Annotated in this window: 12 protein-coding genes; 8 read left to right on the forward strand and 4 right to left on the reverse strand. The window is 43.1% G+C overall.

From position 1 onward, the window contains the following. Positions 1 to 120: 120 nt before the first annotated feature. Positions 121 to 816: a transposase gene (locus GPK83_RS13000; RefSeq protein ID WP_107000092.1), complete on the reverse strand. Its 696-nt coding sequence runs from the start codon at positions 814 to 816 to the stop codon at positions 121 to 123. Further along, a complete protein-coding gene (locus GPK83_RS13005) occupies positions 741 to 1,103 on the reverse strand; it encodes a hypothetical protein (protein WP_117566377.1) in 363 nt (120 codons plus the stop codon). The genes GPK83_RS13000 and GPK83_RS13005 overlap by 76 nt, the downstream gene beginning before the upstream one ends. Before the next feature lie 583 nt (positions 1,104 to 1,686). Between GPK83_RS13005 and GPK83_RS13010 the strand changes: the two genes are divergently transcribed. From GPK83_RS13010 to mobQ, 8 genes are all read left to right on the forward strand, one after another. After that, positions 1,687 to 2,982 (forward strand): ATP-binding protein, encoded by a 1,296-nt coding sequence (locus GPK83_RS13010; RefSeq protein WP_107000090.1) that lies wholly within the window; start codon positions 1,687 to 1,689, stop codon positions 2,980 to 2,982. A gap of 99 nt (positions 2,983 to 3,081) precedes the next feature. After that, positions 3,082 to 3,714, forward strand: coding sequence for a helix-turn-helix transcriptional regulator (locus GPK83_RS13015; RefSeq protein WP_107000089.1), 633 nt, complete (start codon positions 3,082 to 3,084; stop codon positions 3,712 to 3,714). 230 nt (positions 3,715 to 3,944) lie between these two features. Further along, entirely contained in the window at positions 3,945 to 4,862 is a 918-nt protein-coding gene (locus GPK83_RS13020; RefSeq protein ID WP_107000088.1) for a ParM/StbA family protein, read from the forward strand. A 2-nt stretch (positions 4,863 to 4,864) separates the two neighbouring features. Next, positions 4,865 to 5,236, forward strand: a complete 372-nt coding sequence (locus GPK83_RS13025; RefSeq protein WP_117504976.1) for an adenylate cyclase — start codon at positions 4,865 to 4,867, stop codon at positions 5,234 to 5,236. 36 nt (positions 5,237 to 5,272) lie between these two features. Further along, positions 5,273 to 5,992: a replication initiator protein A gene (locus GPK83_RS13030; protein ID WP_107000086.1), complete on the forward strand. Its 720-nt coding sequence runs from the start codon at positions 5,273 to 5,275 to the stop codon at positions 5,990 to 5,992. Then, the gene (locus tag GPK83_RS13035; RefSeq protein WP_107000085.1) at positions 5,989 to 6,837 is read left to right on the forward strand and encodes an ATP-binding protein; all 849 of its coding nucleotides are present in this window, start codon (positions 5,989 to 5,991) and stop codon (positions 6,835 to 6,837) included. Before GPK83_RS13030 ends, GPK83_RS13035 begins: the two co-directional genes overlap by 4 nt. 142 nt (positions 6,838 to 6,979) lie before the next feature. Then, positions 6,980 to 7,198 carry a DUF3847 domain-containing protein gene (locus GPK83_RS13040; protein WP_107000084.1) on the forward strand — a complete coding sequence of 73 codons (219 nt, stop codon included), beginning with the start codon at positions 6,980 to 6,982 and terminating at the stop codon, positions 7,196 to 7,198. A 346-nt stretch (positions 7,199 to 7,544) separates the two neighbouring features. Beyond that, positions 7,545 to 9,251 carry a MobQ family relaxase gene (gene mobQ / locus GPK83_RS13045; RefSeq protein WP_215704961.1) on the forward strand — a complete coding sequence of 569 codons (1,707 nt, stop codon included), beginning with the start codon at positions 7,545 to 7,547 and terminating at the stop codon, positions 9,249 to 9,251. 555 nt (positions 9,252 to 9,806) lie between these two features. On the opposite strand, the gene GPK83_RS16970 is transcribed toward mobQ, so the two are convergent. Then, positions 9,807 to 11,723 (reverse strand): M56 family metallopeptidase, encoded by a 1,917-nt coding sequence (locus GPK83_RS16970; RefSeq protein WP_252196357.1) that lies wholly within the window; start codon positions 11,721 to 11,723, stop codon positions 9,807 to 9,809. Between the two features lie 18 nt (positions 11,724 to 11,741). Further along, positions 11,742 to 12,107, reverse strand: a complete 366-nt coding sequence (locus GPK83_RS13055; protein WP_107000083.1) for a BlaI/MecI/CopY family transcriptional regulator — start codon at positions 12,105 to 12,107, stop codon at positions 11,742 to 11,744. Between the last annotated feature and the right edge of the window lie 129 nt (positions 12,108 to 12,236).

Raw genomic sequence — 12,236 nt, forward strand, 5'->3', positions numbered from 1 at the left:
TGAGTATATTTTGAGTTTATATAAAAAAGAGGAATCATCACCCAAATGCTATATGGATTTGCTTATTATTATTTCGGATGCAATAGATTATCTAAAGGATCCTGTTTGGGAAGAAGTTGGTTATTCTATATGTAAAAAAATATAGGTTCCTTTGCAAGTGCAACACATATAATGGACAAATGACATCATCAGCCAGTATCTCTGGATTCCTTTTTGGGAACGCAGCTGATATTTATCCAGACCAAGCTTTTTCTTGCTTTGTCGGAAAAACAGTTCAATTTGCCAGCGTTGGGTATAAAGTCTCAGGATTTCCTGCGTGGATAATGCTGCATTCGTTGAAACAAAGATCCGCAGTGCTTTTGGAATCCCAAAACATGGTGTTGGATAGCTCAGTAGAACCACTGTATTGGGAACATCATTCAGATTCCCTTCATACCGATATACGTAAAACTGCCTTTTATCAACGGTCACAAGGCTGATGTTTGGATCTGTTTTCCGCAAGTGAAGGGCAAATGCACTGGCTTTCTGACGGATTCCGCAAGGATAGAGGATTCGGTTGGTTTTTAAAGCCCCTATGGTGTAGAATCCTTTTTTAGCAAAGCAATCCATGACTTTGGCTGAAGTATACCAGCTGTCACAAAGGAAGTAGGAAACTATCGGTGCAATAGGAAGTTCTGCAGCAATATCCTGTATGATCTGGATCTTTGATTTTGTTTTATCATACAGAATAACGGCATAATTCAGAGTGATTCCATTGCAGAAAGCATGACGGACACGATCTGGTGCCCATAATCCTGTCTGCCTTTCAGATGAGATTGATGAAAATACGCAGCTTCGATTGGATGCAAAGCCTGTGACGAAAGCTTTGTATGGGAAGCAATCGTATCATCCACAATGCAAAAGATAGGCTGACCGGAAATAGTCGCCTCCCGGTAGATCAAATATGCAACGCTGTTTCTTAGGGCATCCTGAAAAAGGAAATCATTCCACTTTCCCTGATTCAGGAAGTGAGCCACAATCGTTCTATGATGTTGGCTGGTCAAGGCGAAATCCGTTGTTTTGCCACGGTATCCACGCAAAAAGGTAGAAAGAATGATAGCCATAAAATGCTGCAGGTAAATATCGGATAAAAAACAGTTGAGGTTGAGAACTTTAAAGTAATTGTAAATCTTATTGGAATGATGTATAATGTTTGCAATAGGCACCCCCTTGTTTGAATGAGTAGGTTGTTGGTCGCACTTCAATTATACATCATTCAGCAGAGGGTGTCTTTCTTTTGTGCAAAATTTAGGATTTACTCATTTATAGATCTAATACTTAAATTTGAAAAAGCAGATGGCAAGATTAAGTTACAATGGGATTAGTGGGTATATAGTTTATAAAATCATCATTTTTCAAATCGCAGTCTGTCGTAGCCTCAAATTAAATAAAGAACTGCCTTGGGCAGCCATGTACTTAACGGTGTGTGGCTGCTTTTCCTTTGTTGAAACAGAATAAAACAATGAGAGAATACAGGGATAATATCCTGATTGAAGCATATAATAGGCTTTAGAACGGAAAACTGTGTTAAGTTGCAAAAATCTTTCCTAAAACCGGTTATACATATTGATTTGAAGGTTGCGATATGGTAATATAGAACAGAAAACTGTATTAAGTTGCAAAAATCTTTCCTAAGGAGGTTATCGTATGGAGATTCGCAGAGATTTTTACTTAGACAAATTGATTAGAAGAAAGAACAATGGATTGATTAAGGTAATTACAGGTATTCGCAGATGTGGAAAGTCCTATCTGCTGAATAATATTTTCTATAATCACTTGTTAGAGTCCGGTGTCCCTGCTGACCATATTATTCGTTTTGCGTTTGATTCCGCAGATGACCTGTATTTGATTGGAGAAAGCCTTATCAAAATTGAAAAAGAAAAACGTGGAGTTGATCCGGAGAAATTTATGGCATATATCCGTTCCCAAGTTACCACGGATGGAATGTATTATCTGCTTTTGGATGAAGTTCAGCTGATGGACTGCTTTGAATCTGTATTGAATGGTTATCTTCGCAAAGATAATATGGATGTATTCGTAACCGGAAGTAATGCAAAATTCCTGTCCAAAGATATTGTTACGGAGTTTGCCGGACGTGGAGATGAAGTCCATATGTATCCACTGAGTTTTTCGGAATTTATGTCGGTTTTCAAAGGCGACAAGTATATGGGATTGTCTGAATATATGCTTTACGGAGGCATCCCGCTGGTCGTTCTTCGTGAAAGTAGCAGCGATAAGGCGGCAGCATTGCAAAACCTGTTTAGCGAAATTTATATTCGAGATATTTTCAAACGTAACCGGATTAAAAATATTGGAGAACTGGAAGACCTGCTGAATATCCTTTCCTCTGCTATTGGTTCTCTGACCAATCCTGAGAAGTTAAAGAATACCTTTAAGACTGTAAAAAAATCTAAAATCACTTCAAAAACGATCAAGAAATATCTGGATTGTTTTGAGGATTCTTTCCTGATTGAATCAGCACAGAGATATGACATCAAGGGTAAGGCATATATTGAAACTCCAAAGAAATACTATTTCTCTGATCTTGGGCTTCGCAACGCAAGGATTAACTTCCGTCAGTTTGAGCAGACACATTCCATGGAAAATGTGATTTATAACGAACTGCGTATGCGTGGATACAGCGTGGACGTTGGTGTTGTTATTATTGCGGAAAAAGACCAAGAAGGAAAGGTAACCCGTAAACAGCTGGAAGTTGATTTTGTATGCAATCTCGGTTCTTCCAGATATTATATCCAGTCAGCTTATTCATTACCTGATGAAGCGAAACGTACTCAGGAAATCAGACCGTTTAGAAAGATAGACGATTCTTTCAAGAAGATTGTTATTACAAAAGATATTGTACAGCCGTACTATGATAACTATGGTATTTTGACCGTGAATATCTATGATTTCCTTCTTGACCCGCAAATTCTTGAAAAATAGTACAATGTAAACTCTTGTTGCGGATATGCAAAGTCGGTGTGGTGGTGAATTATAGTGATTTTAAGTACAATGAAGTCACCAAGCAAAGGAGGATTTCATATGAAACTATCTGATAAAATTGTAGGACTGAGAAAGTCCAATGGAATGTCTCAGGAGGATTTGGCTGAAAAACTGGATGTATCAAGACAAGCTATTTCTCGTTGGGAATCAGGAGCTGCGATGCCTGATGCAAATAACATTCTTCAACTTAGCAAGCTGTTTGATGTTACAACAGATTACTTACTGAACGATGATTACCAAAGTGATAATGACTTGCCGAAGATAAAAGAAGTTCAAAACGATAATCTCGGTCAGATTATGATCTATCTGGTGACACTTGAAGTGATGATACTTTTGATGCAGTTTATGACAATGTTCATTCTTCAAAATGTGTTTTTTGCATTTCTAAGTTTCCTGCCGTTTGTTGCAGCCATTGGCGGGTTTGAATATGCGTATCAGAAGAAAGTATCCAGTGCAACAGAAAAAACAAAGAACTTCCGTAGAAAGTTTTACAAAATTTCTGCTTGGTTGGGACTTTATTTCCCGATTAGATTTATCGTAAGTGTTGCGGCAGGATTCTACCCTCGTCCGTATAATACTTTGGTATTAGAGGCTATTATTTTAGTAATCTATATTGCAGTAGCAACTTGTGTTAATCTTTCAATAGACAAAAGTTATTTGCCAAAAGAATAAAAGGAAAAATGATTTTGTATAGCAGTCATGCACTACGGTGTGTGGCTGCTTCTTTTTTTGCTCAATTTCCACTCAATCCACGCTCAATGTGCTTTTGCCCTCTTTCCAGTAGAATGAAATTGCAATGAAAACAGCACCAAATTCAAAAATCCGGTGCCACTTCAAAGCAAATCTACTGAAAAGAGGGCATTTTTTATGACTATCAAATTTTTTGAGGAGGAATTAAGCAAATGAAAGAACTGAAAAGCATCAAAATTATCGCCGTAGATCATGGCTACGGCAACATCAAAACAGCAAACACCGTCACCCCTACCGGCATTACTGCCTATGACACAGAACCGATTTTCTCCGGTAACATTCTGGAATACAACGGCACCTATTACCGCATCGGAGAGGGACACAAGGAATTTATTCCGGACAAAGCCATGGATGAGGACTATTATCTTTTGACTCTGATGGCAGTTGCCAGAGAGCTGAATGCGTATGGCATCCGTGAAGCAGATGTTCATCTGGCTGCCGGTCTGCCGCTGACCTGGGTTCGCAAACAGCGTGAAGATTTCCGAACTTACCTGCTCCGCAATGAATATGTATCTTTCCATTTCAATGGTAAGGAGTACAAGCTCCATTTTGTCGGATGCAGTTTGTTCCCTCAAGGTTATCCCGCTATTGTCAGCAGATTGGGCGATTTCAAGGGAACCAATCTCCTTGCAGACATCGGAAACGGCACCATGAACATTCTCTATATCAACAATAAAAAGGCGGTGGAGAGCCGTTGTTGGACAGAGAAGTTTGGTGTGAACCAGTGTATGATCGCTGCTAAAAATGCCGTGCTGGACAGCTTTGGTGTCAAAATCGAAGAAGTCACCATTGAGCAGGTGCTTCGCTATGGAACAGCGGACATCGGCAAGCCTTATCTGGACTGTATCACTGCCATTGCGAAAAGGTATGTAGCGGATATTTTCGCCACACTCCGCCGCTATGAATACAATCCGGAACTGATGCGACTGTATATTGTTGGCGGTGGTGGCTGTCTGGTCAGAAACTTCGGGCAGTACGATGAAACCCGTGTAACCATTCTGGATGATATTTGTGCGACTGCTAAGGGATATGAATATCTCGCCCATGCCAGCCTTCGCAGGAAGGAGTAAGCATGAGTGAGAATATCCGCAGCACAAATCTTCGTTTCAATCTGGACAAGGATGTGCAGAACCGGGCGTGGCAGTATCTGCAAACGATGGATAAAAAGAAATTCAAATCCTACAGCCAGATTATCGCCATTTCTCTGGTGGACTACTTTGACCGTTACTACAAGAAGCAAGATGAGCCGTATCTGGAAACCAGAGAGCGTGAGGAACGCTTCGTGGAGCAGATTGTAACAGCGGTGGAAAATGCCATGAACAGGACCCTACCGGTATATTTGGCAGGCTGTATGGTTGGTATTGCTCAGATTACACCGCAGGTAGCTGTTGCAGCATCCGAACCGGAAGATGCAGACCTTGACTGGGATTTTCTTGGGGAATAACCGGTATCTATTCTGACAACGGAAGGAGGTGAACGCATGACACAGTTTCTAATAAAGGATACCCTGATACCGCCGTATATGGCATTTCCACGATTTTTACTGGATATGGAGCAGCTGAGTGAAACCGCAAAAATACTGTATGTACTTTTGTTGGATAGAGCAAGACTTTCACAGAAAAACGAAGGCTGGGTAGATGAGCGTGGGCGTGCGTTCATATTCTTTCCAATCAAGGATTTGGCAGAAACCATGCACAAAAGCGAAATGTCTGTTAAGACCGCTCTGGCAGTTCTGGAAAAAACGGATTTGATTTTCCGCAAGCGTCAGGGACCGGGATTGCCAAACAAAATCTATGTAAAAGTCCCACCGGAATATCTGGTGCAGACGGACAGAAATCTTTCCCTGATACAGACAGAAACCTATCCGTCTGACGGACAGGAAACTGTCTCTGTAAGGGAAAGAAAAGTGTCCGGAAGTAATAATGAAAAGAACAATAACAAGATAAAGAAACAAGGGAGTAAGGCTGACCGCACCGCTTACGGAAAATATCAAAATGTTTTCCTGAATGAAAAGGAGCTGGCACAGCTTCAAAAGGAAATACCATTATACCGGGAATATATCGAAAAGCTGTCTGGCTATATACGTTCCAGCGGGAAGCGGTATCAAGACCACGCTGCTACGATTCACAGCTGGTATACGCAGGATCACCCGGCTCCCGTAAGACGCAGCTATGAATGTAAGGAGGATGAAAGCCTATGAACCAAATCACTGGCACCATTCAGAATATCTTTTCTGACCGCCCTTTGCAGGAAGATGAATACCGCAATGAATCAGACAACCTCATCCACTGCGCCAAATGTAAAACACCCAGGCAGCACCATGTGGTTGTTCTTGGAAAGGAAATGGTGGTTCCCATTCGCTGCCGCTGTCAGCAGGAAGTCCAGGATAAAGAGGAAGCGGAGAGAAAGCACCGTGAATTTCTGGATCAGGTGTCCCGTCTGAAAGCCAACGGCTTACAGGACAAGTCCCTGCGGGAATACACCTTTGCCAATGATAAGGGTTACAACCCGGAAATGCAGAAAGCCCATGACTATGTTGTCCATTGGAGCGAAATGAAGGCAAAATCCATCGGCTTGCTTCTCTGGGGCGATGTGGGAACCGGAAAATCCTTTTTTGCCGGATGTATCGCCAACGCTCTGCTGGAGCAGGGTGTTCCGGTGCTGATGACCAATTTCTCCCGGATTCTCAACGCCCTGTCCGGGCTGTATTCCGAGGAGAAGAACCAATATATCGACAGCCTGAACCAGTACAGTCTGCTGATTATTGATGACCTGGGAATTGAGCGCAGTACGGAGTTTGCCTTGGAACAGGTATTCAATGTCATTGATAGCCGATATCGCAGCAAATTGCCACTGATTGTGACAACTAATATGACCTTGGAGGAACTGAAAAATCCGCAGGATCTGACTCGCTCCCGTATCTATGACCGAGTATTGGAACGGTGTGTGCCGCTGAGAATCAACAATCAGAATATCCGGCAGAGAAATGCCGCTGAAAGCATGAAAGAAGCACGGAAAATACTGGAAAGCGGTACTGGAACGTAAGACCGGCGGTGCCGGATTGTCTCCTAATCAGCGGTGCATTGATAATTCCGCTCATGCAGCAACAATCCCGGCACCATTCTTTTCTAAAACAAGTACCAAATAAAAATCAGTTAGACCGGATATGGTCAGAAAGGACGTAAATATGACCGAGGATGAAAAGAAATTATTGCAGGCGAAACACAGACAGGAAGCGGTTGAAGCCAGAAACCGTCAGAAAGAGAGAAAACAGCGCACAAGAAGATTGATTCAGCAGGGAGCTATTCTGGAAAACGTATTCCCGGAAGCACAGATAATGGACTTGGATAATCTAAAAATGGAGCTGGAAAGACGATTAAGTGCAGAAGTTACGGAAAAACATTGAGGTACGAAAGTATCTCTATTCCCGAAGGGCGCACTTACTCACCACCCGATAACATCGGGCGGTGGTATCCCCTTCGGGGCCGTGCGCTCTGCGAGGCGGATGCGGCTCCTGCGGGAGCCTTATGGACAATGCCACAATCCTGCGAGCTTGCTGTCATTGTCCACGCAGCTGGTGGTCGGTGTTACCACCTATAAAAAATACCGTCGCTTTAACCGACGGTATTCCACCAACTGTCTGCAAAAACCTGCCACCGGCAGCTTTGTTGCAGAGATGGGCATTGTTGCCAAGCCCCATTTGCTTTTTCTAAAAAGCAACAAAAACAAAAGCGAAAGGACGGTGATGAAGAATGGCAATCTATCATCTGGAAGCAAAGGTCATCAGCCGTGGAGCCGGGCGCTCCGCTGTGGCGGCTTCCGCATATCTGAGCTGTTCACAGATATACAACGACTACGATGGGATTCAGCATGATTACACCAGAAAACGAGGGCTTGTCTGGCAGGAAGTATTTCTTCCGCCAATCGCTCCGGCTGCGTGGAGTGACCGAAGCATTCTGTGGAATGCGGTGGAGGAAAACGAAAAGACCAAGGACAGCCGCCTTGCCCGTGAATTTGTGGTAGCACTTCCCATAGAACTGGGAAAGACAGACTGGCAGAGCCTTCTCACAGAATTTATTCAGGACAATTTTGTGGCCGAGGGAATGTGTGCGGATGTTGCAATCCATGACCCATATCCGCCCGGACACAATCCACACGCCCACATTATGCTGACGATTCGCCCCTTACAGGAAAACGGTAAATGGCAGCATAAAACCGAAAAAGAATATCTGTGCGTGAGGGATGGCGCAGAATGGGGATTTACCTCTGCTGAATATAAGATCGCACAGGCGGAGGGCTGGGAGAAACAGTATCAATATCTGGTTGGCGAGCGAAAGGTGTATATGGCACCTTCAGAAGCTGAGAAGCAAGGTTATGAACGAGCCAACAAGTATCCCAAAAGTACAAAGTATGGCAGACAGAATCCAATTTCTCAGCGTTGGAACAGCGATGAACAGCTACTCATCTGGCGGGAAAAATGGGCAACCGTTACCAATCGGCATTTGGCACAGTATCCGGAGATAGATGCCCGGATCGATCACCGCAGTCACGCCGCACGGGGATTGGATGAACTGCCAACCATCCACGAGGGCTATCACGCACGAAAGCTGGAAGCGATGGGTATCGTTTCTGACCGCTGCGAAATTAATCGCCAGATCAAGGCGGACAACGCCCTTCTCCGGGAGCTGAAAGCGAAGGTCAAAAAGCTGGCTGCTGCAGTAAAAACTTCGATTCCGGAGCTGGCAAATGCACTGGAATCCCTGCGTGAGAATATGATTGTTCTTATGTACCGCATCAGCCATATCCGTATCAGCAAGCAGAAAATCTCTGACTATGTGGATGCTGTAAAACCGGTCATGGAACGATATACGGAAATCAAACAGGAAATCAAAGAGAAAAACACAGAGCGAAAGCAGCTCCGTGCAGAACAGGATTCTCTACCCTTTATTCATGTGATAAAGCATCAGAAATTGTCGGAGCAGGTTGCTACGCTGACTGAGGATTTGGAGGAATTGAAATCCGAAAAGTCCATGCTTCTGAACAGTATGGAATGTGCGGATGATGCAGCCTTCTCCAAATTCAAAAAGGAAGTCAAGAATCTTGATACACAGATGGACGCACTGGAACAGGCAGAAAATAAATTCACTGCCGAACTGGACAGAACACTGGAGAGATACAGGGATTTGGAAAAAACCGTTGCCGATGTGGATGCAGGCGAATTGACCGACACCAGAATGGAGCTTCGCACTGGCAAAGAGCAATCCGCAGCCAGTCAGCTTCAAAAAATCTACGGCGTTAAATATGATTATGATATGATGCGTCAGAGCAAGCTGGAAGTGAAGAAAATGCTTGGGGAAGTTACCAGAAAGCCTTCTATTACTCAAATGCTTCAGCGCAAAGAACCAGAATCACAGATGCAAAAACCTCCCAAAAGAAAGCAAAAAGATTACGAGCGATGATAACAAAATCCACCATTACCACTCCGATTTTGGAATGGTAGTGGTGGATTGCTGCTCTACAATATATCTGAGCCAGTGAAAAATATACTGTCCTTCCTGTGTACATATCGTACTACACAGTATTTTCAACAGAAAAAATACCATCGCTGCTACTTTGGAAGTATCTGCGATGGTATTCCTTTACTAAGGATGCAATAATTATATTTGACATTGTACTTGGACAGTTATCGAATTTCAAATTCTACTGCCAGATAATGAGTATGGATTTCATCTTCTATCGTTTCATATATTTTCTTTATGATGCGATATTTACCGTCTGACAAGTCGCCATACCACGTTTTCCAATTCGTAGAAAAAGCCGTAATTTCTCCCGCTGGAATCTGGTATAGAGTATCTGTCCACAATCCATCCGTCAGCTGATCCAGCCTGTGTCATTCACCGTTTTCCCACTTCTGAATATCATACCATTCCCAGGTTTTCAGTCCTTTTCCACTTTGATTTGAAATTTCAATATCGCCTTCCCGGGATTTATACTTTTCCATCATCATAGTCACGTTAGGCAAGGTATTCATCGCTATATGCCTTTTTTCCAGTAACTGTTTTCTGTTCTCCGGTATTGCCGTTGGTTACAGCAATGCTGGCAATCTTAGAAGCATCCACCATTGAAACTCCTGCCACTACTGATGTAGTTTCTCCCGACTCAGCTCCGTTTGATCCGTTAACATCTCCATCAGAAACAGGAAATTGAATATCCTGTCGCACTTCTTCAGTAGCAAAGATGCACCATTTACCATCCATGTAGATTTCAATGGTTCCTTCGGCAGCACCGTACTGATATGCGTATCCCTCGCCAAAATTCGATTGATCATTTACGGTAGGCTTGGTGTTCCCGTGAACAGAGGATGTGATCTTGCCATTCATCACATCGTGGTGAGCATCTGTATTTTCAAATCCTGTGTACAGATAGAGTGTGTCATTCACCATAACCATCGGAATCACAGCACCACTATCTGCTGAGTGAGAAGTATGTTCCGAATTTTCATTGCCCAAGTTGGTACTATCAAATGAAGCACGAATCACGATTGCATAATCTACATTTTCCAATCTTTCAGGTTCATTGACAAGCACTTCGGGACTAAATACCCTCACTCCATTTCCCACATCAAATACCATAGCTGCCAAAATTTTTTCCGCCTCGGATTGGATTAGAATAGGTTTATTCAACTCATAACCGTTGCAGCTCCATCCGAGGATGGAATAATTCTCAGGGAATGCAAAATATGTGATGAAGGAACCACCATGTTCGTTGGTATCGACTTGAATATCAACACCTACTGAATGACCGTTTTCACGACGAACATCCAATAAGATGTTTATCTCATCGACTTCACTCGTTAATACGGCAGGCGTAGATTTTGTGCAAGTGCCATTACTCCACTGCTCGGCATAAACAGTGCCGCTCATTACACTTTGACCAAAGGTAGTATCATAGGTAAAAGTATTACCATTTCCGGGTGTAGACTGTTCAACAAGTGTTATAGAATCACCAATCGTTTTGGGATTTGTCAGGAAACAAACCGCCGTAACGATAGCAGCAATTATTGCTACGACAACAATCCAGAACGCAGGCTTTTTATAATTCAACACACGCTTCACCCTTTCTTTTACGCCAACCTCGCCAAAGGCAAGCGGGCAAACCAAAATCGTTCTTCTATTTACGCTACAAGAGAGTAATGTTTCGGAATAGGAAATAGACTCGCTCTGATTTAATTCTCGAATGACTTTCTCGTCGCAAGCCAACTCAATATCTCTGCAAAGTAAAATATACGCAATCCATACAAGCGGATTGAACCAATGGATTGCTAAAACCAGATACCCCAGCGGCTTCCACCAGTGGTCACAGCGTTTTAAATGAGCGTTCTCATGGGCGATGATATGGGGAAGCTGCACTTCATCCGTTCCGGACGGAATGTAGATTTTTGGCTTAAAGCAGCCTAGGATAAATGGTGTTTGGATATCATCGCAAATCCAAATGTTGTCCCGCACATTTAACGATGGACGAACCTTGTTGTGGATTTTTCGGTAGCTCACAAGAGCAAATACAGCAAAAGTGAAAATGCCAACTATCCATGCAACACTGAGAATCGTTGTTATGTTAGCTCCGTTGTTTGCAGGAACCGTCACACCTTCAAAGTAGCGGTCGCCAAGGTAATCATTGATTTGTGTATCTACGATATTGAAACCTGTATTCACATCAAAGGATGGTCCGGAAACGACCTCATTCGGAAAAACCTCTGCGCTTGGCACCATGCTCAAATTGCTTTCGATGGTAATCGGGCATAAGAGTCGAATTGCAACAGCACCCCAAAGCAGAACATTGATCCACTTAGGTGCCTCTCTCAAAACTACACGCAAAAGTACGACCGCAAGGATCAGCCAAGATGCGGCGATACTCATATTTACAATTTTCAAAAAGAGTGAACTCATAGATTACTCCTTTCCGGCGGCTGCATCAATCATGTGTCGAATCTCCGCAGCTTCCTGTTGAGAAATACCCTTCCTTTGTGTAAAAGCCGCAATGAAAGCAGGGAGGGAGCCTTCAAAGGTTTCATCTACAAACTGCTCGCTCTGAACAGCATAGAACTCGTTCTTGGTCAGCACAGAGGAAACAGTTCCTCCGTTGTTTTGGAAAATCCCACGCTCACAGAGTTTGCGTAACACGGTATAAGTGGTAGAACGGTTCCAATTCAGTTCCTTCTCACAGAGCTTTACCAAATCTCTGGAGTGCAAAGGCTCATTCGCCCAAATAATATCAGCGAAGTGGGATTCCACTACGCCCATTTTAATCTCAGCCATAAAGATTTCTCCTTCCAGTTGATAGTCAATAAACTAATTATAGTTTACTCTCAATAAACTGGAATGTCAATAGGAAACAGTCATGTTCATAATAGTTTCACAAGTATTTGGGTTTCTGCATTTTCTAAC

It is taken from the genome of Clostridium sp. MCC328 (assembly GCF_018785465.1).
In the GTDB taxonomy this organism is placed as follows: domain Bacteria; phylum Bacillota; class Clostridia; order Lachnospirales; family Lachnospiraceae; genus Pilosibacter; species Pilosibacter fragilis.

Excerpts from the sequence above, each read along its gene's own strand:
- GPK83_RS13010 (WP_107000090.1), top strand. The coding sequence starts at position 1,687 with ATGGAGATTCGCAGAGATTTTTACTTAGACAAATTGATTAGAAGAAAG.
- GPK83_RS13030 (WP_107000086.1), top strand. The coding sequence starts at position 5,273 with ATGACACAGTTTCTAATAAAGGATACCCTGATACCGCCGTATATGGCA.
- GPK83_RS13020 (WP_107000088.1), top strand. The coding sequence starts at position 3,945 with ATGAAAGAACTGAAAAGCATCAAAATTATCGCCGTAGATCATGGCTAC.
- GPK83_RS13040 (WP_107000084.1), top strand. The coding sequence starts at position 6,980 with ATGACCGAGGATGAAAAGAAATTATTGCAGGCGAAACACAGACAGGAA.
- GPK83_RS13035 (WP_107000085.1), top strand. The coding sequence starts at position 5,989 with ATGAACCAAATCACTGGCACCATTCAGAATATCTTTTCTGACCGCCCT.
- GPK83_RS13055 (WP_107000083.1), bottom strand. The coding sequence starts at position 12,107 with ATGGCTGAGATTAAAATGGGCGTAGTGGAATCCCACTTCGCTGATATT.
- mobQ (WP_215704961.1), top strand. The coding sequence starts at position 7,545 with ATGGCAATCTATCATCTGGAAGCAAAGGTCATCAGCCGTGGAGCCGGG.
- GPK83_RS13015 (WP_107000089.1), top strand. The coding sequence starts at position 3,082 with ATGAAACTATCTGATAAAATTGTAGGACTGAGAAAGTCCAATGGAATG.
- GPK83_RS13025 (WP_117504976.1), top strand. The coding sequence starts at position 4,865 with ATGAGTGAGAATATCCGCAGCACAAATCTTCGTTTCAATCTGGACAAG.
- GPK83_RS13005 (WP_117566377.1), bottom strand. The coding sequence starts at position 1,103 with ATGGCTATCATTCTTTCTACCTTTTTGCGTGGATACCGTGGCAAAACA.